The 22,342-nt window shown below is 73.2% G+C and carries 17 protein-coding genes; 10 read left to right on the forward strand and 7 right to left on the reverse strand.

Annotated features, from left to right (window positions below):
* Window positions 1-29: 29 nt before the first annotated feature.
* On the reverse strand, window positions 30-1,349 hold the full coding sequence (locus tag VM95_RS23170; protein WP_052707519.1) for an MFS transporter: 1,320 nt from the start codon (window positions 1,347-1,349) through the stop codon (window positions 30-32).
* Window positions 1,346-2,917 carry a condensation domain-containing protein gene (locus tag VM95_RS23175; protein WP_167352949.1) on the reverse strand — a complete coding sequence of 524 codons (1,572 nt, stop codon included), beginning with the start codon at window positions 2,915-2,917 and terminating at the stop codon, window positions 1,346-1,348. The genes VM95_RS23170 and VM95_RS23175 overlap by 4 nt, the downstream gene beginning before the upstream one ends.
* Before the next feature lie 312 nt (window positions 2,918-3,229).
* On the opposite strand from VM95_RS23175, the gene VM95_RS23180 reads away from it, so the two are divergent.
* The gene (locus VM95_RS23180; protein WP_045699985.1) at window positions 3,230-4,282 is read left to right on the forward strand and encodes a thioesterase domain-containing protein; all 1,053 of its coding nucleotides are present in this window, start codon (window positions 3,230-3,232) and stop codon (window positions 4,280-4,282) included.
* Window positions 4,283-4,349: 67 nt separating this feature from the next.
* Here the strand turns inward: VM95_RS23180 and VM95_RS23185 are convergent, their stop codons facing one another.
* The 3 genes from VM95_RS23185 to acnA form a co-directional block, all read right to left on the reverse strand.
* Window positions 4,350-5,609 carry an ATP-grasp domain-containing protein gene (locus VM95_RS23185; RefSeq protein WP_045699986.1) on the reverse strand — a complete coding sequence of 420 codons (1,260 nt, stop codon included), beginning with the start codon at window positions 5,607-5,609 and terminating at the stop codon, window positions 4,350-4,352.
* 58 nt (window positions 5,610-5,667) lie between these two features.
* Entirely contained in the window at window positions 5,668-7,110 is a 1,443-nt protein-coding gene (locus VM95_RS23190; RefSeq protein WP_045699987.1) for an amino acid adenylation domain-containing protein, read from the reverse strand.
* 135 nt (window positions 7,111-7,245) lie between these two features.
* Complete coding sequence (acnA, locus tag VM95_RS23195) at window positions 7,246-9,906, reverse strand: aconitate hydratase AcnA (protein WP_045699988.1); 2,661 nt, start codon at window positions 9,904-9,906, stop codon at window positions 7,246-7,248.
* Between the two features lie 48 nt (window positions 9,907-9,954).
* Between acnA and VM95_RS23200 the strand changes: the two genes are divergently transcribed.
* Window positions 9,955-11,013 carry an isocitrate/isopropylmalate family dehydrogenase gene (locus VM95_RS23200; protein ID WP_045699989.1) on the forward strand — a complete coding sequence of 353 codons (1,059 nt, stop codon included), beginning with the start codon at window positions 9,955-9,957 and terminating at the stop codon, window positions 11,011-11,013.
* A gap of 16 nt (window positions 11,014-11,029) precedes the next feature.
* Here VM95_RS23200 and VM95_RS23205 read toward each other — a convergent pair whose 3' ends face one another.
* Window positions 11,030-12,151, reverse strand: coding sequence for a homocitrate synthase/isopropylmalate synthase family protein (locus tag VM95_RS23205; RefSeq protein WP_045699990.1), 1,122 nt, complete (start codon window positions 12,149-12,151; stop codon window positions 11,030-11,032).
* A gap of 296 nt (window positions 12,152-12,447) precedes the next feature.
* Here VM95_RS23205 and VM95_RS23210 point away from each other — a divergent pair, with 296 nt between their 5' ends.
* The 8 genes from VM95_RS23210 (at window position 12,448) to dxr (ending at window position 21,470) form a co-directional block, all read left to right on the forward strand.
* Complete coding sequence (locus tag VM95_RS23210) at window positions 12,448-13,233, forward strand: isocitrate lyase/phosphoenolpyruvate mutase family protein (protein WP_244178910.1); 786 nt, start codon at window positions 12,448-12,450, stop codon at window positions 13,231-13,233.
* An 87-nt stretch (window positions 13,234-13,320) separates the two neighbouring features.
* Window positions 13,321-14,418, forward strand: coding sequence for an isocitrate/isopropylmalate dehydrogenase family protein (locus VM95_RS23215; RefSeq protein ID WP_045699992.1), 1,098 nt, complete (start codon window positions 13,321-13,323; stop codon window positions 14,416-14,418).
* Between the two features lie 29 nt (window positions 14,419-14,447).
* A complete protein-coding gene (locus VM95_RS23220; RefSeq protein WP_045699993.1) occupies window positions 14,448-15,275 on the forward strand; it encodes an AAC(3) family N-acetyltransferase in 828 nt (275 codons plus the stop codon).
* Entirely contained in the window at window positions 15,272-16,585 is a 1,314-nt protein-coding gene (locus VM95_RS23225) for a hypothetical protein (protein WP_045699994.1), read from the forward strand. The genes VM95_RS23220 and VM95_RS23225 overlap by 4 nt, the downstream gene beginning before the upstream one ends.
* Entirely contained in the window at window positions 16,582-18,468 is a 1,887-nt protein-coding gene (locus tag VM95_RS23230) for an aminotransferase class I/II-fold pyridoxal phosphate-dependent enzyme (protein ID WP_078860415.1), read from the forward strand. The genes VM95_RS23225 and VM95_RS23230 overlap by 4 nt, the downstream gene beginning before the upstream one ends.
* On the forward strand, window positions 18,455-19,102 hold the full coding sequence (locus VM95_RS23235) for an NUDIX hydrolase (protein ID WP_063773546.1): 648 nt from the start codon (window positions 18,455-18,457) through the stop codon (window positions 19,100-19,102). Before VM95_RS23230 ends, VM95_RS23235 begins: the two co-directional genes overlap by 14 nt.
* A complete protein-coding gene (locus VM95_RS23240; RefSeq protein ID WP_244178907.1) occupies window positions 19,095-20,114 on the forward strand; it encodes a TauD/TfdA family dioxygenase in 1,020 nt (339 codons plus the stop codon). Before VM95_RS23235 ends, VM95_RS23240 begins: the two co-directional genes overlap by 8 nt.
* Before the next feature lie 141 nt (window positions 20,115-20,255).
* Window positions 20,256-21,470: a 1-deoxy-D-xylulose-5-phosphate reductoisomerase gene (gene dxr / locus VM95_RS23245; protein WP_045699995.1), complete on the forward strand. Its 1,215-nt coding sequence runs from the start codon at window positions 20,256-20,258 to the stop codon at window positions 21,468-21,470.
* Window positions 21,471-21,593: 123 nt separating this feature from the next.
* Here dxr and dhaL read toward each other — a convergent pair whose 3' ends face one another.
* On the reverse strand, window positions 21,594-22,253 hold the full coding sequence (gene dhaL / locus VM95_RS23250) for a dihydroxyacetone kinase subunit DhaL (protein WP_045699996.1): 660 nt from the start codon (window positions 22,251-22,253) through the stop codon (window positions 21,594-21,596).
* Window positions 22,254-22,342: the final 89 nt, after the last annotated feature.

Below are 22,342 nucleotides of genomic sequence, written 5' to 3' on the forward strand. Positions count from 1 at the left end.
TGCCTGGGAGTCGGGTCGATCGGGGGGTACTACGCGCTCACCTGGTCCGGGCTCGCGCCGGGCTCCGGCAGCGCCGGGTCCGGGTGCCTGGTCCGGCGCGCCCAGTCGGTCGCCGCGGGGGCGAGCAGCCCGCAGGCGGCGAAGACCAGCCCCAGGCCGATCCAGCCCGGCCCGCCCACCGTCACGCACCCGGCGATCGCGGCCGGGCCGAGCGCGGTGGCGATGCCCTCGCCGAGGTTGAACACGCCCTGGTACTGCGCCGCGGCGTGCGGCGGGGCGAGGCCCAGGGCGAGCTCGAAGCTGCCGGCCGAGTGCCACATCTCGGCGGCCGTGAACACCAGGAGCGCGAGGAAGAACAGCGGGACGGACACCGCGACCGGGACGGAGTCGGTGGCCGCCAGCGCGGCGCAGGTGAGGAGCAGGGCCAGCCCCGAGCGCACCCAGGCCCGGCCGGCGGCGGCCGGCGAGTCGATCCCCCGGGTCATCCGCACCTGGAACACCACCACGATCACCGTGTTGGCGAGCAGCAGGGCCGCGGACATCCAGCCCGGCGCGGCGTGCCGCGACGCGATCCAGAGCGGGATGCCGAGGGTGAGCACCTGCCCCGACATGAACAGCACCGCGTTCAGGGCGGTGACCGTCAGGTAGGGGGCGTCCTTCAGGGCGACCGACCGGCGCGGTGTCTCCCCGGTCCCCTCGGCCGGGGCCGCCGGGGGCAGGGCCTCGTACGCCGGGAGGGTGGACTGGATGACGGCCACCAGCAGCAGGCAGAGCGCCTTGCCCCAGAGCGCGAGGCTGAAGGCGAGCGTGCTGTCGACCTGGGTCGCGACCCCGGCGAGCACCGACCCCAGCGCCACCCCGATGTTGGTGATCGACCTCAACTGCGCCCGGAAGGTGGCGCGTTGCGGCCCCGCGGTGCGGGCGATCACCGCGTGGCGCACCGCCCGGGAGCCTTCGAAGCAGAAGCTGGTCAGGCCGACGACCGCGGCCGCCGTGCCGAAGGACCGGGCGAACGGCGTCACCGCGGCGACCACGACGTGGAGCAGGTAGGCGCAGACCAGCACCCGGCGCAGCCCCAGGCGGTCGGCGACGTGGCCGACCGGGACCCCGGCCCAGACCCCCACCGCGCCACCGACGCTGAGCACCAGGCCGACCTGGGCGGCCGGCAGTTCGACCACCCGGGCCAGGAAGAACGGCAGGGTCAGCAGGTTGATCCCGAAGCCCACCGAGTCCACGAGCTGGCCGAGCGCCAGCCGCCGGGCCGGGCCGGGCGCGGGCACACCGCCCGTCACGGCGCGCAGCACCCGGGCGGCCGGGGACGGCTTCTCGCCGGCGCCGTCGCCACTCATGCGGGCAGCGCCCGGGTCAGGCGGAGGAAGGCGTCGAAGAGGCCGCGCGCGGTGTCCTCGGGCACCCGGCCCCGGTCGCAGCTGACCGAGACCGTCAGCCGGCCCTCGCCGAGGGGCGTCACCTCGGTGTGCAGCTCGGTGGGGAGGCCGAGGTACGGCTCGACCACGCGGCGGGCCACCAGGTCGCGCATCCGCAGCTCGCCGACCGCGTTGTCCTGGAGCGCGAACATGTTCTGGAAGAGCGGGGCGCGCCCCGTGCGGGGCGGGTTCAGCCACCGGACGACCTCGGGGAAGGAGACGTCGGTCGCGGCGTAGGCGGCCGACAGCCGGGCGGCCGTGGCGCGCAGCGCCTCGCCGAGGTCCACCGTGCCGTAGCGCGTCGCCGGCTCCATCCGCAGGCAGAGCGAGTCGACGCAGCAGTCGATCACGTTGGCGAGGGCCGGGTCCCACCGGCGGGCGACCGGGAACCCGACCCCGTAGTCCCGCTGCCCGGTGGTTTCGGCGAGCGCCCGGTCGTAGACGGTGAGCAGCACCGCGAACCGGGTGACGCCGTGGCGGGCCGCGAGGGCGTCGACGGCGGCGAGTTCGCCGTCGTCGAGGGTGGTGGTGAAGCGGGCCTGCCCGGAGCCGTCCGCGGCGGGGAACACCAGCTCGGGCGTCCCGGCCAGGGTCTGCTTCCAGAAGGCCAGCTGCCGCTCCAACTCGGCCTGCCGTAACCGTTCCTGGCGTTCGCGGAGCCCGGCGCGGACGGCCGCGCCGGCGACCGGCGGCAGCTCGGCCCGCTGCCCCCGCAGCCGGGCGTCGTAGCTGGCGCCGAGGTCGGCGGCCAGGACGGACTCGGACCAGCCGTCGAAGGCGATGTGGTGGGCCAGGACCCGCAGGACGTGGTCGCCGGTGTCGGCCGCGCGGGCCAGCGCGACCCGCCAGACCCGGCCGGCGGCGAGGTCGAGCCCCCCGCTGAGCGCCGTCCGCGTGCTGTCCAGGGCCGCGGCCCCGGTCGTGGCCTCCGGCAGCTCCAGGAGCTCCACCTCGGCCGCCGCACCGGGCTCCGCCACCGCCTGGCGGCGCGCCAGGTAGCGGCTGTTCAGCGGGTCGTGGCGGTGGTGGACGTCCTGCAGGGCGGCCCGCAGGGCCGGCCGGTCGAGCGGGCCGGTGAGGGTCCAGGTGAACAGCAGGTGGGGCGCGTGGTCGGCCGGGTCCATCAGGTGCTGGGTCAGGAAGCTGGTCTGCATCGGGGTGAGCCGGACCGTCGCCGGCCCGGGCTCCGCCGCGGGCTCCGGCACGGCCGGCTGCTCCTCGGCGGCCCGTGCCCGGTCCAGGGCCAGGTCCAGGGTCAGCGCCGTCGCGAAGCCCTGCGCCGTGGGGTGCGAGGCCAGCAGGGAGAGCGGGACGGGGAAGCCCAGCTCGTTGCCGACCCGTGCGCACACCAGCGTGCCGTCCAGGGAGGAGCCGCCCAGGACGGTGAAGGGGACGTCCTCGGGCAGGTCGTCCTCCTCCAGGACGTCCGAGAAGGCCTCCAGCACCAGGGAGAGGACCTCCTGGTCGACCGCCACGTCTTGCCTCGACACGGCCACATCCTTTCCTCGCGCCGTCGCGTTCGGCCGCACCGCGCGAATTCCGCGGTCGGCCATCCGGAGCATACAAGCGTTTCGACGGGCCTGTCCCGGGAATTCCGCGCAAACCGGGTCAAGGTGCGGGAATGGCATGAAAAATCGTATGCGAACTGTAAGTCCGGGAAAAACGGCGCCGCCGCCCGCCCGAAATTCATCGGTCCGGCCCGGCGGGCGGGGTGTTATGTTGGGCGAGTAGGCCGGATTCTTCGACGAGGAGGGGCGATGTCGGTCGATTCTGTGCGGGTGGCGGACGGATCACGGGAAAGCGTGGAGGAGGTTCTCCGGCGGACCTGGGAGGACCTGCTCGACGTCGACTTCGATTCCGGGGACGACTTCTTCGACCTGGGCGGCTACTCCTTCCTGGCGCTCCAGATGGTCAACGGGCTGCGCGAGCACGGCCTCCACCTCACGGTCACGGACGTCTTCGAGAACCGGACGTTCGCGGAGCTCGTCGACTTCCTGGCCGGCGGCCGGCCGAGCGGGCCGGCCGGTGAGCCCTCCTTCGCGTCCCTGTGGGCCGGGGCGGTCAGCCCGTGGAGCGGGCAGCGCCCCGCCGCCGCCGTCCAGCTCGCGGCCGGCGAGCGGGAGCCGTTCTTCTGGGTCCACTGGGGCACCGGAAACATCGGCTACCTCCGGCCGTTGGCCGACCGGATCCGCGCGGGCCGGCCGCTCTACGGCTTCCAGCACCCGGCGCTGGTGCGCCGCGAGCGGGTGCAGACCTCGATCGGCGAGCTCGCCGAGGGCTACCTCGCGGAGCTCCTGGAGATCCAGCCGACCGGCCCGTACCTGCTCGGCGGCCTGTGCAACGGCGGGATGATCGCCCTGGAGATGGCCCGCCGGCTGGCCGCGACGGGCCGGCAGGTCGCCTTCACGGCCTTCGTCAACACCATTCCGTCGACGGTTCCCTCGGACCTTTCGCCCGGCGACGGACTGGAGGACCTCTACCGGTTGCGCATCGCCTACCTCAAGGAGCGGTTCGGCGTGGCGAACCTCGTCGAATCCGCACCGGAAGTGCTGCGGAAACTCCAGGAGCCGGACGTCGCGTACTACGACGACCACGAGGACCCGGCCGATCTGCTGTGGTTCCAGGCGGTGTGGGCGGCCATTGCCTTCGCCCAGGCCAGGAATGAGCCGCGGCCGTTCGACGGGCGCGCGGTGGTGTTCCAGACCAAGACCGGGGAGCCGCATTTCGAGCCGCACTGGAAGGCGCTCCTGCCGAATGCGCAGGCCGAGACCTTCGATGTGCGCAGCACCCTTCCCATCCTGATGCACGAGCCTTTCCAGGAAAGCATCACGCGGCACCTGTCGCAGGATTTCTGAGCCCGGCCCGGCCGGTGGCGGGCGGGCCGGTGGCGGGCGGACCCCGGCCCGCCCGCCACCGCTCCGGTCAGCCCCGGGGTGCGACCACGACCCGGTCGGCGAACCAGGCCGCGGCCTGGTACAGGCAGCGCTCCGTGTCCTGCTCGGTCGGCGCCCCCACCAGGACCCGCCCGCCCCGGATGTGGCTCCCCGTGGTGAGGTCGGCCATCTCCCGGCCCGGTGCGATGTCGACGGTGGCCCGGACGACGCCCTCCAGCTCCAGCAGCTCGGCGGCGGTCGGCGCGCTCTCCACCCGGCCGAGCGGCGCGGGCAGCTGCACCCAGCCGTAGCAGAGCTCGCTGTGCGGCCCGGCTGGCCCGGCGAACGGGAGGCCGGCCAGGGCCCTGGCCCACTCCCGCATCAGCGCCAGGCCGTTCTTGGCCTCCAGCGCCTCGCGGACCAGGCCGCCGCCGGTGCGGCCCCCGCACTCGCTGAACGCCAGCCGGTCGCCCTGGTCGAAGGCCTCCAGGTGGAACACGCCGTCCCGGTGCCCCAGCACGTCGAGGGCGCGGCTCACCAGCGCCTCGGCCTGCGCGTACACGCGCGGGTGCTCGGCCCGGTCCAGGTGGAGCGCCCCGACCAGCGCCCCGTCCTTGAGCGCGATGAGGTTGGCCAGGTAGCGGGACACGGTGAGCGACACGACCTCGCCGTCGCGGACGACACCGTCCATCTCCAGTTCCCGGCCCGGCATGAACTCCTCGACGCACCACGGGCCCCAGCGCCGCTCTCCGCGCTCCTTGAGCAGCGCCTCCACGTCGGCCCGCTCCCGCAGCGCCCAGGTGTCCTGGGTGGAGGCGCCGAGCAGGGGCTTGACCACCACCGGGAACGGCAGCGGCGGTTCGAGCAGCTCGGCCAGGTCGTCGACGACCGCGGCGTCCGCGGCGTGGACACCGGCGGCCCGCAGGGCCTGCTTCTGCGCGTACTTGTCGCGCAGCAGCACGGCCGTGCGCGGGCCGACCCCCCGGACCCCGCTCAGCGCGGTCACGGCCGCCGTGGCCACGAGGGCGAACTCGTGGTCGGTGCCGACGGCGGTGAACGCCTCGGGCGTGAGCCCGTGCCGGGCCAGCGCGGCGAGCAGCTGCTCGACGCTGGTGTGGTCCGTCACCGTGACGATCCGGCCGGTGAAGCCGCTCTGCCGGGCCGCCGCCACCTCGGACGGCTGCATCACCCACGTCACCTCGCACCCGAGTTCCTCCAGGTGCGCGGTGGTGAGCGTGCGCCAGCCGACGACGAGCAGCCGCTCGCCCCCGCCCCCGGCGCGGGTCGCCCGTCCCACTGGGTCGTTCATCGTGTTCCCCTCTGCTCTCGCCCTGTCGTCCGTGGTCGTTCGGCGGGTCGTTCGGCGGTCATTCGGTGGCCAGCCGCACCCGGTCGACCTTGCCCGCCACCGTGCGCGGCAGGGAGTCCCGGACCGTCATCGACCGGGGGTGGTGGCTCGGCGGCAGCTGGTCGCGGAGCCAGCGCCGGAGCTCGCGCCCGTCCACCTCGGCCGTCGTGACCAGGAACGCCGCGACGTGCACCGACGGGAGTCCGCCGTCGCGCAGCACCACGGCGGCCTGGCTCACCGCCGGGTGCCGCTCCAACGCCGCCTCGATCTCGCCGAGTTCGATCCGGTGACCGCGCAGCTTGACCTGGCCGTCGGTGCGGCCAAGGTACTCCAGGGAGCCGTCCGCCCGGTACCGGGCCCGGTCCCCGGTGCGGTAGGCGCGCTGCTCGCCGGCCGGTGTGTCGCGCCACTGGAAGGCCCGCCGGGTGAGGTCGTCCCGGTCGAGGTAGCCGTCCGCCAACCCCGCGCCCAGCAGCAGGACTTCGCCCTCCTGCCCCGGCTCGCGGAGCTCGGCGCCGGGCTCGCCGTCCGGCCCGTCCTCCGCCGCGAGCAGCAGGGACGTGCCGGGCAGCGGATCGCCCAGGGAGACCGCCTCCGGGTCCTTCACCAGGGCCGCGGTCGCCCAGATCGTGGCCTCGGTCGGGCCGTAGAGGTTCCACAGCTCGCGGCCGGCCGGGAGCAGGTCCGCGGCGAGCGCGGGGGAGAGGGCCTCGCCGCCGGACCACAGCCGGCTGGCCGGGGAGCCGGGCCAGCCCCCGGCCAGCGCGAGCCGCCAGAACGAGGGCGTGGCCTGGACGACGTCCGGCCGGTGGCCGGCGAGGAAGGCGATGAAGGCCTCCGGGTCCACCCGGGCCATCGGGGGAGCGACGAGCAGGCGGGCCCCCACCGTCAGCGGCAGCAGGATCTCGGCGAGCGAGATGTCGAACGACAGGGCCGTCATCGAGACGACGGACTCGCCGGCCGCCAGCCCCGGCAGCTGCGCCAGGCCGGCGAGCCGGTCCAGCAGCGCGGCGTGGGAGACGGCGACGCCCTTCGGGGTGCCGGTCGATCCCGAGGTGTACATCACGTAGGCGACCCCGTCCACCGACCTGGGCGGGGCGCCGGGGTCGGGCTCGGGTGCGGCCAGCGTGAAGCCGTGGCCGTCGAGGTGACGGACCGTCAGCGCCGGTCGCGCGTCGCGGAGCACGGCCGCGCGGTGGGCGGCCGGGCTCTCCTGGTTGAGCGGCAGGACGGCGCAGCCGGCCCGGGCCGCGGCCAGGAAGGCCACCGCCCCGGCGAAACCGTCGACCGCGTCCAGGGCCAGCAGGGCGCCCGGGCCGGTCCTGGCCGCGATCGCGTCGCTCAACTCCACGGCGAGGCCGGTCAGTTCCCGGTAGGACGTGAGCTCGTCGCCGCGCTGGACCGCGACCGCGGCCGGGTCCCGCTCGGCCTGGCGGCGTACGACGTCCCAGATAGTCGTCATCTGTCTACTCCACGAAGTGCTGACCACCGGTCCGCGCGGGGCGCCGCCCGGTGGGTGGTGTCGGGTGGTTCGTCGGCCCGGACGCGGCCGGAGCACCGGAGGCCCGGCCCTCCGGCCGCGTCCAGGGGCGGACGGTCAGGCCTCGGCGTCGAGCAGGTCCGACGCCACCGAGCGCAGGAACCCGCCGCGGCGGACGTACTCCAGCTCGCCCGCGGTGTCCACCCGGGCCAGCATCCGCCATTCGGCCACCGGCTCGCCCTCGGCGGAGCGGGCCCGGACGGTCACGGTGCCGCGCGGCACCAGCCCGTCCAGCCCGATCACGTCCAGGGCCTCGTGCCCGGTGAGGCCGAGCGTCCCGGCGTCCTGGTCGGGCAGGAACTCCAGCGGGACGATGCCCATCCCGATCAGGTTGCTGCGGTGGATCCGCTCGAAGCTCTTCGCGAGCACCGCCCGGACGCCCAGCAGCGCCGGGCCCTTGGCGGCCCAGTCCCGGGAGCTGCCGAAGCCGTAGTCCCTGCCGCCGACGACCACGACCGGGACCTGCTCGGCGGCGTAGGCGAGCGCGGCCTCGTGGACGCTCATCCGCTCGCCGGTGGGGACGTGCAGGGTGCTGCTGCCCTGGACGTCGGGGGTGAGCAGGTTGCGGAACTTCGGGTTGGCGAAGGTCCCCCGGACCAGCACCTCGTGGTTGCCGCGCCGGCAGCCGTAGGAGTTGAACAGCGCCGGCTCCACGCCGAGCGCCCGCAGGTAGCGCCCGGCGGGCGAGTCGGCCCCGATGGCGCCGGCCGGGGAGATGTGGTCCGTCGTGGTGGAGTCGCCGGTGAGCACCAGGACGCGGGCCCCGGACAGGTCGGACAGCGGCGCGTGCGTCAGCCCGTCGAAGAACGGGGAGCGCAGCAGGTAGTCGGACTCGGCCGGCCAGTCGTACACCGGGCCGGAGGGGTGCTCCAGGGACGTCCATTCGGGGCCGCCGGTGAACAGCGACTCCTTCTCCGACGCGAAGTGCTCCCGGGCGACGAGCCCGACCGCCGCGTCGATCTCCTCGGGCGTGGGCCACAGGTCCGCGAGGAAGACCTCGGCGCCGTCCGGGTCGGTGCCGACGGGCCGGGCCGTCAGGTCGGTGAGCACCGTCCCGGCGAGGGCGTACGCGACCACCAGGGCCGGCGAGGCCAGGTAGGCCGCCGCGACGTCCGGGTGGATCCGGCCCTCGAAGTTGCGGTTGCCGGAGAGCACCGCCGCCAGCCGGACGCCTTCGGTGCGGGCCCGCTCCTCGGCCTCCGGGGCGAGGCCGCCCGAGTTCCCGATGCAGGTGGTGCACCCGAAACCCGCCACCGAGAAGCCCAGCTTCTCCAGGTCGGGGAGCAGGCCGGCCGCCTCCAGGTAGTGGACGACGGCACGCGAGCCCGGCGCCAGACTGGTCTTCACCCAGGACGGGACGGCCAGGCCGCGCTGCACGGCCTTCCTGGCCACCAGACCGGCGGTCACCATCGAGTGCGGGTTCGCGGTGTTGGTGCAGCTGGTGATCGCCGCGATGGCGACGGCGCCGTCCGCGAGCTCGCGCCGGCCCTCGGCGGCCCCGGCGAGCGCGGCCCCGGACGGCTCGGGGAAGCTGGCCGGGACGGTGCCGAGCGGCAGCCGGTCCTGCGGCCGCCGCGGCCCGGCCGCGCTCGGCTCCACGGCGGACAGGTCGAAGTCGAGCACCCGGGCGAACTCCGGGTCGGCCGACGCGTCGGCGCCCGCGAACAGGCCCTGCTCCTTGCAGTACGCCTCGACCAGCCGGATCTCCTCGGCGCCGCGCCCGGTCAGTTCGAGGTAGCGCAGGGTGGTGTCGTCGACCGGGAAGAAGGCCACCGTGCAGCCGTACTCGGGCGCCATGTTGGACAGGGTGGCCCGGTCGGGGACGGAGAGCGCGCAGACGCCCGGCCCGAAGAACTCGACGAACCGGCCGACCACGCCGACGTTGCGCAGGAACTCGGTCATGGTGAGCGCGAGGTCGGTCGCGGTGCTGCCGACCGGGAGCTCGCCGGTCAGCCGGACCCCGATCACCTGCGGGCTGAGCAGCGAGACCGAGTGGCCCAGCAGCACGGTCTCGGCCTCGATGCCGCCGACGCCCCAGCCGAGCACGCCGAGTGCGCCGACCATCGGCGTGTGGGAGTCGGTGCCGAGGACGGTGTCCGGGGCGATCAGCCCGTCGCCGTCCGGCAGCACGACCCGGGCCAGGTGCTCCAGGTGCATCTGGTGCACGATGCCCCGCCCGGGCGGCACCACCCGCAGGCCGCTGATCTCCTGCTGGGCCCAGCGCAGGAACCGGTAGCGCTCGCCGTTGAGTTCGTACTCACGGCGCATGTTCAGCGAGAGCGCGTCGGGCCGCGCCCAGCTGGCCACCTCCACCGAGTGGTCCACCACCAGGTCGACCGGGAGCGCGGGCCGGGCCAGCCGCGGATCGAGACCGCGGTCCGCCATGATGGACCGCAGCGAGGCCAGATCCGCCAGCACCGGAATTCCCGAATGGTCCTGCAGGACGAGTCGGGTGGGCCGGAATTCGACCTCGCTGACCGGGCCGTTCGCGGTGGCCGCCGCTATCAGGGAGTTCGCCGACAGAACGGCCTGACGAAGCGAATCCCCGGTACTCCCGGCCTTTGCTGCGGCCGCCGCCCGTAGGGTATTCTCCACCAGCACCCGGAGGCTGCGCGGTGCGCTGGATATGCCGACCAGCCCCATTTCTTCCGCGGCCGCCAGACTGACGTAGCGGGCGTTCCGGTCGGGCAGCCGCAGGTCCCGTAACAGGTCGCGCATGTCTGAGTCTCTTTTTCTCTTCGGATCTTCAACGAAATCGAGGGTGAGATGACTGTTTCCCAGTACCCGGACGTCGCCGTCCGGAGCGACTCGCCGCGCCCGGAGGCCAGCGTGCTGCCGGCCGCCCTGGAGCTGCTGGAGTCGGCCGGCCTGACCGCGAACTGGCGGATCGTCGCCGGTCAGGCGCCGGACGGGGACGGAGGGCGGAAGCCGGAGGCAGGCCTGCTGCCGCCCTTCGCCGAGCCGGGGGCGTCGGCGTACGGTCTGGCCCGCGCCGCCCGGCGCGCCTGGGGCGGGACGTTCAGCGTGATCGAGCGCCGCGGCCCCCTGGTGCGTTCCGATGGCACCGTGAACGTCCTCCTGTTCCGCTACGAGCTCGACATGAGCGATACCGGGATGGAATTCGAGAGCAATTCCGGGGAACAGCTCGCGCTGGTCAAGACGGCTGCCGAACTCGGGCCCCGGGAGATACCGGAGCAGGCCGCCCTGGGAATTCAGGCGATCGCTCCGGACCGGGTTTCCGAGTTCGTCCGGACGGCGGTCGGAATGTGCCGCCGACTGGATGTCGACGACCTCGTGGTGGCGCACAAGGGGAATTCGATCAAACACACCGACGGGCTTTTCGCACTGACCGCGGCCGAGACCCTGGAGAGCCTCGCCGGTGCGGCCGGGATCGCCTGGCGGAGCCTGATCATCGATCACATGGCCGCCGAGTTGGTCCGGAACCCGCTCGACTACCGGGCGATCCTCACGCACAGCTCGTTCGCCGATCTGCTCGCCGCCGCGCTGGCCGGCCAGATGACCACCGACCAGCTCGGCGTCTGCACCACCTACGACCCGGCCGGCCGGCCGCTGTTCGGCCACGACCCCGCCCTGGACACCAGTGCCCCGGACGCGGACCCCGAACGGTGGCGGGTCCGCCGGCTCGCCTCGACGCTGGCGGCAGGCGCGGCGCTCGCCGAGCACCTGCGCCTGCCGCCGGCCGGCCGCGCCCTGCGCCGAGCGGCGGCCGAACTCGTGCGCCGGGACGGCGGCCCGATCGGTTGGGACCAGGCGGTGACCACGGCCCGGAAGTCGCTCCGGGCCGAGGGCCCCGCCCGGTCCTGACCGGTCGTCAACAAGGTCAGGCGGCGGCCTTGTTGTAGATCTCGACGAGCTGCTCGTGCGAGACGGCGCCGCCGATCCTGATCGACAGGGCCCGGACCTCCTCCAGGCAGTGCGGCAGCAGCTCCTCGCGCGGGGTGATGCCCTCCTGCTCCAGCGCCCAGGCGACCAGCGCCCGGCCGGAGTGCTTGCCGAGCACGTACCGGCGCTCGCCGCCGACGTGCTCCGGCGGGAAGGGCTCGAAGGAGGAGGTGTCGCGGAACATGCCGTTGGCGTGGATGCCCGACTCGTGCGCGAACACGTTGTCGCCGGTGATCGGCTGCCAGGGGAGGACCTGGTGGCCGGCCGCCTCCGCCACCAGCCGGCTGACCTTCTTCAGCTTGGTCAGGTCGATGCCCAGGTCGCGGTCGTACAGCTTCTTCAGGGCGACCACGACCTGCGCGAGGTCGGCCATGCCGGCCCGCTCGCCGATGGCGTTCACGGTGACGTGGAAGTACCGCGCCCCGGCCTTGAGGCCGGCCAGCGTGTTGGCGGTGGCCAGGCCGAAGTCGTTGTGCGCGTGGCACTGCACGTCGATGTCGGCCGCGCTCAGCACCGCGGCCACCCGCTCGCCGTAGGCCTCCGGGCCGAGCAGGCCCACGGTGTCGGAGAGCCGGAGGCGGTCCGCGCCGGCCTCGGCGACCACCCCGGCATACTCCTGCAGGAAGGAGATCTCGGTCCGGGCGATGTCCTCGGCGCTGATCGAGACGAACGCGCCCCGGTCCTTGGCCATCTTGACCATGTCGCGGGCCGTCGCGAGGAGCCAGGTGCGGTCCTTGCGCACGCTGGCCTTGAGGTGGCCGGCCGAGGTCGGCAGGCCGACGTGGACGGACGTGAAGCCCAGGTCGAGGGAGCGTTCGACGTCCTCGCGGACACCACGGTGCCACACCACCAGGCGGGCTTCGTCCTGCCGGTCGACGACGGACTTGATGAAGTCCAGTTCCTCGCCGCCCATGGCGGGGATGCCGATCTCGATCGACGTCACCCCGGCCTCGATGAGCGCGTTGAGGATCGCCGTCTTCGTTTCCTTCGAGAACGCCACGCCCGGGGTCTGTTCCCCGTCGCGCAGAGTGGTGTCCTCGAGCACTAAGTCGTTGCGCATCTTGCGGAATCCTCCTTGAGGGACAACTTGGATACCGGTGCCGATAGCAAGGCAAGATCAGCGGAATCGGACATAACGGGCCGCGGATGATACAGGGCCGGACTCCGGCCGCCTTCGAATCTCCTTGCCAACCCCTGTGACGGGTGGTTAGCTAGCATAGCTCGTGTGGTCGGTGGCGTACATGGGGTTGACTGTCCCCCGACACCAGGTGAACGGTTAGCGCATCATCCATCTTCGGACTGGGAGATTCCTTGACCAAGCGAACCATGTTACGCAGGGCCATCGCACGCGGCGGAATGTCGATCGCCGCCGGTGTGCACGACGGTCTGAGCGCGCGAATAGCCCAGGACGCGGGATTCGATGTTCTGTGGGCGAGCGGTCTGGGAATTTCCGCCGCACACGCCGTCCCGGACGACAGCATCCTGACGATGACGGAATTCCTGGAAGCGGCCAGGGTCATGAACGACAGCACCGACCTCCCGGTGCTGGCCGACTGCGACACCGGGTTCGGCGACGAACGCAACGTGGCCCGGATGGTCGAGCGGTACGAGCGGGCCGGCATCGCCGGCGTCTGCATCGAGGACAAGGTCTTCCCGAAGCGCAACTCGCTCGGTGACGGGGCCCAGGACCAGGAGACGATCGAGGGCTTCGCCGCCAAGCTCGCGGCGGCCAAGAAGGCCCAGCAGACCGACGACTTCGTGGTCGTGGCGCGGATCGAGACCTTCATCGCCGGCGGCGTCAAGGAGGACGCGATCGCGCGGGCCGACGCCTACGTCGCGGCCGGCGCGGACGCCATCCTGATCCACTCCAAGTCGCGGGACGGCCTGGAGATCCTGGACTTCGGCCGCAGCTGGCAGCGCAAGGACGTGCCGCTGGTCGCCGTCCCGACCACGTACCCCGCGGTGACCGCGGACGACCTCCACGAGGCCGGCTTCTCGCTCGCGATCTACGCCAACCAGGCGCTGCGGGCCTCCATCACCTCGATGCGCGAGAGCCTGCGTCAGATCACGCACGACCGCTCCAGCCTGCGGATCGAGCCGAAGGTCGCGAAGCTCTCCGAGGTCTTCGAGCTCCAGCGCTGAGCCGCCGCCGCCCACCCACGGCGTCGAGAGGTGCGGCGCCGTCCACCCACGGCGTCGAGCGGTGTGGCGCCGCAGACACGAGAAGCCATGCGTAAACACACAGTCACTCTGATCGCGGGAGACGGCAGCGGCCCGGAGCTGGTCGCCGCCGCCCGGACGGTACTGGACACCGCGGCGGGCTCCGCGGGCTTCCACCTCGACTGGGACGTCCGGCCGGCCGGCCAGGGCGCGCTCCGGTCGGTGGGGGAGCTGCTGCCCGCGAGCACGCTCGATTCGATCCGGCGCAACGGGGTGGCCCTGAAGGGGCCGACCACGACGCCGATCGGGGTGGGCCACCGGTCGGTGAACATCACGATCCGCCGGGAGCTCGACCTGTACGCGTGCGTCCGGCCGGTGCGGGTCTGGCCGGGCGCCGGGGCGGTCGATTCCGGCATCGACGTCGTGGTCGTCCGGGAGAACACCGAGGACGTCTATTCCGGGCTGGAGTACCCGGCGGATTCGGACGGGGCGGCGGTGGTTTCGGCCACCCTGTCGGAATTCGGTCACGCCGACCCGGGAATCGCCTTCTCGCTGAAGCCGATCACTCCGGGCGGAAGCCGCCGGATCGTCGCCTTCGCGCTCGACCACGCCCGGAAGAACGGCCGGAGAAAGGTCGAGGTGGGTGCCGACGTCTATCGTTACCCGAGAACCGAGGGGCTTTTCTTCGAGGCGGCCCGGGAACTCGGCCCGGAGTATCCGGACATCGTCACGGCGACCGTTCCGGTCACCGTTCTCTGCGATTCCCTGGTCCGCGATCCGGCGGACCGCGACGTCCTCGTCCTGCCCAATCTGTACGGCGACGTGATCTCCGACGTCACCGCCGCACTGGTCGGCGGACTGGGGATGGCACCGGGCGCCAATATCGGTGACCGGACGGCCGTGTTCGAAGCGACCCACGGTTCCGCCCCGGAATTCGCCGGAAGCAATCGGCTCAATCCCACGGCCCTGATCCTGTCCGGCTGCATGCTGCTGGACCACCTCGGCGAGGCACCGACGGCGGCCCGGATCCGGGCCGCCGTGCGGAGCGTGCTCGAGGAGGGCCGGTCCGTCACCTTCGACCTGCTGCCGCCCGACCGGGCGGCGCGGGCCGTGACCACCACGGCCTACGCCGAAGCCGTCATCGAGCGCCTGCGGGACATCGGATGATCCGTCACATCGACGCGAGGAGGGAAGACTTGGAGCCGGACCGTCAGGACCGGGAGCTCGTCACCAGGGACCGGCTGGCGTCGGACCTGGCCGCACTGGGGGTGCGCCCCGGCGGCGTACTGCTGGTCCACGCGTCGCTGTCCGCACTCGGGTGGGTGTGCGGAGGGGCCCAGGCCGTCGTGCTCGCCCTGCAGGACGCCGTCGGCAAGGAGGGCACGCTGGTCATGCCGACGTTCTCCGGCGACCTGTCGGACCCGTCCACCTGGCGCCGTCCCCCGGTGCCGGAGGACTGGTGGCCGGTCATCCGGGAGCAGATGCCGCCCTTCGACCCCGACCTGACGCCCACCCGGGGCATGGGGGCGGTCGCCGAGTGCTTCCGCCGCGCGGCCGGCGCGGTGCGCAGCGGCCACCCGCAGAACTCCTTCGCCGCCTGGGGCGCGCACGCCGAACAGGTCGTCGCCGAGCACGGCCTGACGGAGCGCCTGGGGAGGGGATCGCCGCTGGAGCAGGTCTACCGGCTCGACGGCCAGGTGCTGCTCCTGGGCTGCGGCTTCGAGAGCAACACCTCCTTCCACCTCGCCGAGTACCGCACCGCGTACCCCGGCCGGCGGAGCCACCGCAGGCGGGTCCCGGTGCCGGAGGGCGACCGGGTGCGCTGGGTCGAGCAGGAGGACATCGTCTACTTCGAGGAGGACTTCCAAACCATGGGGGAGAGCTGCCTCACCCGTACTCCGGGACACTCCCGGGGGACGGTCGGCGAGGCCGCTGCCGTGCTCTACGGCCAGCGCGCCTTCGTCGACCTGGCCTGCGAGTGGATGACGGCGCACCGGGACCTCGCCCGGGCGGTGGGCGCATGACGCACTACGCGACCGTCATCTGCGGCGGTGGCCCCGCGGGCGTCTCCGCGGTGGTGGCCGCCGCGGTCCAGGGGCGGCTGGAGGAGTTCCTCGACCGGGGCGTCCTGCTGGTCGAGGCCACCGGGCGAGCGGGATCGGGCTCCATCCCGCACTACGGGATCCGCGCCAACTCGCTGGGCTCGGCCTTCCTGGAGTGCCTGGACGGCCCCGCCGGGAGCGGCCTGCTGGCCGGGCTGGCGGACAGCGCCGAGGCCCGGGAGCTCAGGGGCTGGGCCGACGAGTACCCGCCGCTGCCGGTGGTCGGCGCCTTCCTGACCCTGGTCGGCGAGCGGGTCGTCGACGCCCTGCGCCGACACCCGCGCTGCGACGCCCTTTTGGGGCACCGGGTGGTCGAGGTCAGGACCGGGCCGGAGCGCGCGACGGTGCTGCTCTCCGGGCCGGACGGCGAGCTCTCGCACACCGGCGACCGGGTCCTGCTGACCATGGGCGGGCGCGAGCGGACCGAGCTGGCCCCGGACGCGCTGGCGGCCCTCGTGGAGCGCCGGCCCGGGCTGCGGGTGCTGTCCTCCGGCGAGGTCATCACCGACCCGTCCTGGCACCCCGACGCCGCATCCCCGCACCGCGCGCTCGGCAGCATCGCCGTCCTCGGCGGCGCCCACAGCGCCTGGGCGGTCGCCGCCCACCTGGCCCGGCTGGCCCGCGCGGGCTGGTTCGCCGGGCCGGTGGAGGTCACGGTGGTCGAGCGCCGGCTGCCGCCGATCTTCTACTTCTCGGCGGCCGAGGCCCGGGCCGAGGGCTACCGCTGGGACGAGGCCGACGTCTGCGGGCCCAGCGGCCGGGTGCACCGGTTCGGCGGGCTCCGCGGGCCGGCCCGGGAACTGGCGCGGCAGGTCATGGGCCTGGCCGCGGAGAAGGCGCCGGACGGCTTCGGCCAGGTCGTCCTGGACGGCCCCTGGACGGCGGAGGCGCTGGAGGCCGCCGTCGGCGACGCGGACCTGGTCATCACCGCGCTCGGCTACGACGCGCGGCTGCCCCGGCTGCTCGGCGCGGACGGCCGGGAGCTCGAACTGGCCCGCCCCCGTGGCGCGGTGGACACCGGCCGGGACGGCCTGCCCGGCCTGGCCGCGGGCGGCCGCGCCGAACGGCTGGTGATGTACGGACTGGGCGCCGGGCTCGTCCCGTCGGAGGAGACCGGCGGCGAGCCGGGGTACCGGGGGCGCCTCGACGGCGTCTGGGTGTACCAGCACGACATCGGCGCCGTGATCCTCCGCGCCCTGCTCGCCAACGATCGTACGGAGGATGGGCGTTGAACGAGAACCGGACCTTCGCCACGCCGGACGCGGTGCCGGTCAGGGCCGTCGTGCTGGCGGCGGGACTCGGGTCGCGGCTGGGGGAGCCCTCCTCCCGGCGGCCCAAGCCGCTCACCCCGGTGGCCGGCCGCCCGATCCTGGCCCACACCCTCGGCCACCTGGCCGGCGTCGGCGTCCAGGAGGTGGTCCTCGTCGTGGGCCACCTGCGGGAGGCCGTACGGGAGCTCGCGGGCGGCGAGTACGCCGGAATGAAGATCCATTACGTGGTCAACCCGGACCCCTCGACGACCAACAACCTCCGATCGGTCCGGCTGGCCCGCGAGTTCCTCGACCAGGACGTCTTCCTGCTGGAGGGCGACGTGGTGTTCGAGCCGGCCGTGCTGGAGCGGCTGGCGGCCGCCCCGGAGGCCAGCGCGGTGGCGGCGAGCCGACCGCTGCGGCCGCTCGCCGGCACCGTGGTCCGGGCCGACGCGGACGGCGTGCTCACCGACTACGTCGACGACCGCCGGCAGGCCGGGGCGTTCGACCACCCCGGCGCGCTCAAGACGGCCAACCTCTACCTGCTGCGCGAGGCCTTCCTGCGGGAGCGGTTCCTGCCCGCCCTGGAGGAGCTCGACCGGCGGTTGGCCGGCCAGGGCTACTACGACTACGCCGTCAGCGACGGCCTGGCCGCCGGGGGCCACGCCTGGCGGGTCGCCGACATCAGCGACCTCGCCTGGTACGAGGTGGACGACCCGGGCGACCAGCGCCAGGCCGACTTCCGGTTCAGCCCGCCGCGCGAGCAGCAGCGGATCCTGGAGTCGCTGCACGGCGGCTACTGGCGCTACGGGGTGACGGACCACGCCCTGCTCTACAACGTGCACTTCCCGCCCGCCGAGATGATGGAGATCCTGCGCTCGGACTTCGACGCGGTGCTGCGCAACTACCCCTCGGCCCACGCGCCGCTCACCGAGCTGGCCGCGACCATCGCCGCCCGGCGGCCGGAGGAGGTCGTGCTGGCCAACGGGAGCTCGGAGATCATCAAGATCCTGGCCCGCCTGCGCGGGAACTGGACCGTCCCGGTCCCCGGCTTCAACGAGTACGAGAACGTCGTCGGCGCCGAACGGGTGCACCGGTACCAGCTCGACGCGCCCGACTTCCGGCTCCCGGTGGAGGACTACGCCGCCTTCGTCCGGCGCAGCGGGGTCGACACGGCGGTCGTGGTGAGCCCCAACAACCCGACCTCGGTCGGCGTCCCGCTGGCCGATCTGCGCCGGCTCGCCGACCTGGTGGGCCCCGACGTGCTGCTGGTGATCGACGAGTCCTTCGTCGACTTCGCGCCCGCGCCGATCGCCTCGATCGGCCCGTTCCTGGACCGGCACCGCAACGTGCTGCTGCTCAAGAGCATCAGCAAGGTCTACGGCGTCGGCGGGATCCGGCTGGGGTACGCGGCCACCGCGGACACCGAGCTCGCCCGGACCCTGCGGGCGGAGCTGCCGATCTGGGACATCAACGGGTTCGCGGAGGAGTTCCTGCGGGTGCTGCCGCACTTCCGCCGGGCCTTCGCGGACAGCTGCCGGCAGATGCGGCAGAACACGCTCGCGCTGGCCGAGGGGCTGGCGGCGCTCCCCGGGATCCGGGTGGTGCCGCCGGACGCGAACTTCGTCTTCGTCGAGCTCACCGGCGGGATCCGGGCGCCCGAGCTGGCCCACGAGCTGTTCCGCCGGTTCCGGATCCTCACCAAGGAGTGCTCCGGGAAGTCCATGCCGGGCGGGGACGCCTACCTGCGGGTCTCCAGCCGCAGCCGCGCGGAGAACGAGGTGGTGGTCGCCGCGGTCGCCGAGATCGTCGGCGGCCCGCGGGGCGCCGCGACGACCGAGGGGGCGGGCCGTGCCGACGGCTGAGGACGGCGCGCAGGTGCGCTGGCTGGGGCGGGGCGAGCGGGTCGTCCACGACAGCCGCTTCCTGACCGTGTCGGTGGCCGACGTCGAGCTGCCGGGCGGCGAGACGGTCGAGCACCACTTCGTCCGGGCGCCGGGCGCGGCGATCATCGTCGTGCAGGACGAGCGGCAGCGGATCCTGATGATGTACCGGCACCGCTTCGTCTCCGACCTGTGGGGCTGGGAGCTGCCCGGCGGCCTGGTCGACGACCGGGAGGATCCGGCGGTGACGGCCGCCCGCGAGGCGGAGGAGGAGACCGGCTACCGCCCCAGGAACGTCCGCCACCTCCTCACCTACCAGCCGATGGCGGGCATGGTCGACAGCCCGCACCACATCTACCTGGCGGACGGCGCGGACCTGGTCGGCGGGCCGACCGAGTGCACCGAGGCGCAGGAGACGCGGTGGATGCCGCTCGACGAGGCTGCCGAACTCCTGCGCTCCGGACGCACCGTGACGTCCGGTACGGCCATCGGCCTTCTGGCGGTGCTGGGGCTCGGCGGGGCGCGGCAGCAGCCCGGCGGGGTGCAGGAGCAGCCCGGCGGGGCGCAGCAGCAGGGAATGAACGAATCGCACTCAGGAAGGACAGTTCGTGGTTGAGATTCTGAAGAAGCCCGTCACCGGCCGCAGCGTCTGGCAGCGTGCGCAGGTCGAGGACGCCTCGCAGTGGACCTACGTCCTCGACGAGGGGATGCGGGCCGAGATCCTGGAGGCCGCCGAGCGGATCAACGAGCAGGGCCTGACGGTCTGGGACCTCGACCGCAAGGCCGTCCCGCTGGAGCGGGCCGGGAAGCTCGTGGCGCAGTGCGTCGAGCAGTTGGAGCACGGCTTCGGCCTGGCCATGCTCAGGGGCGTGCCCACCGAGGGCCTGACCGTGGCCGAGTCGCAGGTGGTGATGGGCGTCGTCGGCCTGCACCTGGGCACCGCGGTGGCCCAGAACGGGCACGGCGACCGGGTCGTGTCGATCCGCGACTACGGCAAGGGCCGGCTGAACTCCAAGACCATCCGCGGCTACCAGACCAACGAGTCGCTGCCCTGGCACAGCGACGCCCCGGACATCGCCGCGCTGCTGTGCCTGACGCAGGCCAAGCACGGCGGCGAGTTCCACGTGGCGAGCGCCATGCACATCTACAACACCCTGCTGCAGGAGGCCCCCGAACTGCTCGGGCTGTACTACGCCGGGGTGTTCTTCGACTACCGCGGCGAGGAGCCGCCCGGTGAGCCGCCGGCCTACCGCAACGCCATCTTCGGCTACCACAACGGCCAGTTGAGCTGCCGCTACTTCCTGCGCAACTTCGCCGACTCCGGCACGGCGAAGCTCGGCTTCGAGCAGCCGGAGGTGGAGAAGCTCGCCCTCGACACCTTCGAGGAGATCGCCTCCCGGCCGGAGAACCACGTCTCGATGCGCCTGGAGCCCGGCGACATGCAGCTCGTGGACGACAACGTCACCGTGCACCGGCGCGGCGCGTACAGCGACGAGGAGGACGGCAGCACCGACAGCTCCCGCCACCTCCTGCGGCTGTGGATCAACGTGGAGAACGGCCGGCAGTTCCCCACCTCGCTGTCCACCCACCGCTGGGGCATGAAGGCGGCGGCGAAGCCGACGCACTGACGGAAGTCCGCGCGAGGCCGGCCCGGGGCGCCCCGGGCCGGCCTCGCGGTGCTGCTCGCGGTCGTGTGCGGAAGGTGCCGATCACCCGGGAGAGTCGGCCGGGTGACGGGCCGTCACGGGATTCGCGATACGCTGACGATCGTGACTTCTCTCTCGAACGACCCTCGCAGCGTCGTCATCCTGGGCTCGACGGGGTCCATCGGAACGCAGGCCATCGACGTCATCCAGCGCAACCGCGCGCGGTTCCGGGTGCGGGCGCTCTCGGCCGGCGGCGGCAACCTGTCCCTGCTGGCCGCCCAGGCGCTCGACCTCGAGGTCGAGCAGGTGGGTCTGGCGGACAGCGGCGCCGTCGAGGACTTCCGGGCCGCCCTGCGCGACGAGGCCGCCAAGCGCGGCCTGAAGTCGGGCGACTTCAAGCTGCCGGACCTGCTCCACGGCCCGGAGGCCTCGACCGAGCTCGCGGCCCTGCCGTGCGACTCGGTGCTGAACGGCATCACCGGCTCGGTCGGCCTGGAGCCGACCCTCGCGGCGCTGAAGTCGGGCAGCAGGCTCATCCTGGCGAACAAGGAGTCGCTGATCGTCGGCGGGCCGCTGGTCAAGAAGGTGGCCGCGCCCGGTCAGATCCTCCCGGTCGACTCCGAGCACTCCGCGCTGTTCCAGTGCCTCCAGGGCGGCAAGGAGCAGGACGTCCGCAAGCTGGTGGTCACCGCGAGCGGCGGCCCGTTCCACGGCCGCGGCCGGGCCGAGATGGCCGCCGTCACGCCGGAGCAGGCCCTGGCCCACCCGGTGTGGAACATGGGGCCGGTCATCACCATCAACTGCGCGAACCTGGTGAACAAGGGCCTGGAGGTGATCGAGGCGCACCTGCTCTTCGACATCCCGTTCAGCCGCATCGAGGTCGTGGTCCACCCGCAGGTGATGGTCCACTCGATGGTCGAGTTCACGGACGGGTCCACCCTGGCGCAGGTGAGTCCGCCGGACATCCGGCTGCCGCTGTCCCTCGGGCTCGGCTGGCCGGACCGGGTGCCGGACGCGGCGCCCTCCTGCGACTGGACCAAGGCGTCGACCTGGGAGTTCTTCCCGGTGGACGGCGACGCGTTCCCGGGCGTCCAGCTCGCCTACGAGGTCGGCGAGGCCGGCGGCACCGTGCCCGCCGTGTTCAACGCCGCCAACGAGGAGCTGGTGGCGGCCTTCGTCGCGGGCCGGCTGCCCTTCCTCGGCATCGTGGACACGCTCGGCAAGATCGTCGGGGAGCACGACCGGGTGCCGAACGAGGCGATGACGCTGGAGGCGATCGCCGAGGCGGACCGCTGGGCGCGGGCCCGGGCGAAGGAGCTCGTCGGCCTGTCCGACTGACGCGAGTGAGTCATGTGAACAAGTGACGCGCGCTGAAGCGGTGTCACCCGTCCCCGGGTCTCCGGGGCGTGGGTGGCACCGCTTCCGTGTGTCGCGGCGCGGGCCCGGGGCGGGCCGGTCGCGTCACTCGCCCGGCAGGTGACCGGGGCGCCCGGAGCCGATGGTGTCGGCGAGGGCGCGGAAGACGAGCGTGGTCGAGGCGGCGCCCGGGTCCTGGTGCCCGATGGTGCGCAACCCCAGGTAGGAGGCCCGGCCCTTCCGGGCCCGCAGCGTGATGGTGGTGTCCAGGGCGGTCTCCGCGGCCTCGGCGGCGGCCCTGGCGGCCGCGAGGAAGCCCCCGTGGGCGAGGACGGTGTCCCGGAACGCGGCGACGGCCGGGGCGTAGGCGTCGACCATGGTCTTGTCCCCGGGATCCGCGGCCCCCAGTTCCTGGAGCACGTCGAGCCCGGCCTGGAGCGCCTCGGCGAAGCGGGCCTCGTCGGTCTCGGCGGTGTCGCCGAGCGCCGTGCCCATGGCCCGGAACGCGCTGCCGTAGAGGGGGCCGGCGGCGCCTCCGACGGTGGAGATCAGCACCCCGCCGGTGAAGTCCAGCAGGCCGCCGACGGTTTCGTCCGAGCGGGGTGCCGCTCCGAGTTCGAGGGCGGCCCGGGTGAAGCCGCGGACCAGGTTGACTCCGTGGTCCCCGTCTCCGATGACTGAATCGAGTTCCGTCAGACGGTCACGGTGTTCTTCGAGGGTCACGCTGATGCCGGTAATCCAGCAGCGAACGAGTGCGACATTCACCGACTCTCTCCTGATGCGACGAGCGAACCGAATCCGAACAGGATGTCCTGAAGAGTGAAGATCTCACGTGTCGGGGGGCGTGATGAGAG

It is taken from the genome of Streptomyces rubellomurinus (assembly GCF_000961885.1).
Taxonomy (GTDB): domain Bacteria; phylum Actinomycetota; class Actinomycetes; order Streptomycetales; family Streptomycetaceae; genus Kitasatospora; species Kitasatospora rubellomurina.

Excerpts from the sequence above, each read along its gene's own strand:
- acnA (WP_045699988.1), bottom strand. The coding sequence starts at position 9,906 with ATGCGCGACCTGTTACGGGACCTGCGGCTGCCCGACCGGAACGCCCGC.
- VM95_RS23210 (WP_244178910.1), top strand. The coding sequence starts at position 12,448 with ATGTCGATCGCCGCCGGTGTGCACGACGGTCTGAGCGCGCGAATAGCC.
- VM95_RS23185 (WP_045699986.1), bottom strand. The coding sequence starts at position 5,609 with ATGAACGACCCAGTGGGACGGGCGACCCGCGCCGGGGGCGGGGGCGAG.
- VM95_RS23205 (WP_045699990.1), bottom strand. The coding sequence starts at position 12,151 with ATGCGCAACGACTTAGTGCTCGAGGACACCACTCTGCGCGACGGGGAA.
- VM95_RS23225 (WP_045699994.1), top strand. The coding sequence starts at position 15,272 with ATGACGCACTACGCGACCGTCATCTGCGGCGGTGGCCCCGCGGGCGTC.
- VM95_RS23215 (WP_045699992.1), top strand. The coding sequence starts at position 13,321 with ATGCGTAAACACACAGTCACTCTGATCGCGGGAGACGGCAGCGGCCCG.
- VM95_RS23200 (WP_045699989.1), top strand. The coding sequence starts at position 9,955 with ATGACTGTTTCCCAGTACCCGGACGTCGCCGTCCGGAGCGACTCGCCG.
- VM95_RS23170 (WP_052707519.1), bottom strand. The coding sequence starts at position 1,349 with ATGAGTGGCGACGGCGCCGGCGAGAAGCCGTCCCCGGCCGCCCGGGTG.
- VM95_RS23190 (WP_045699987.1), bottom strand. The coding sequence starts at position 7,110 with ATGACGACTATCTGGGACGTCGTACGCCGCCAGGCCGAGCGGGACCCG.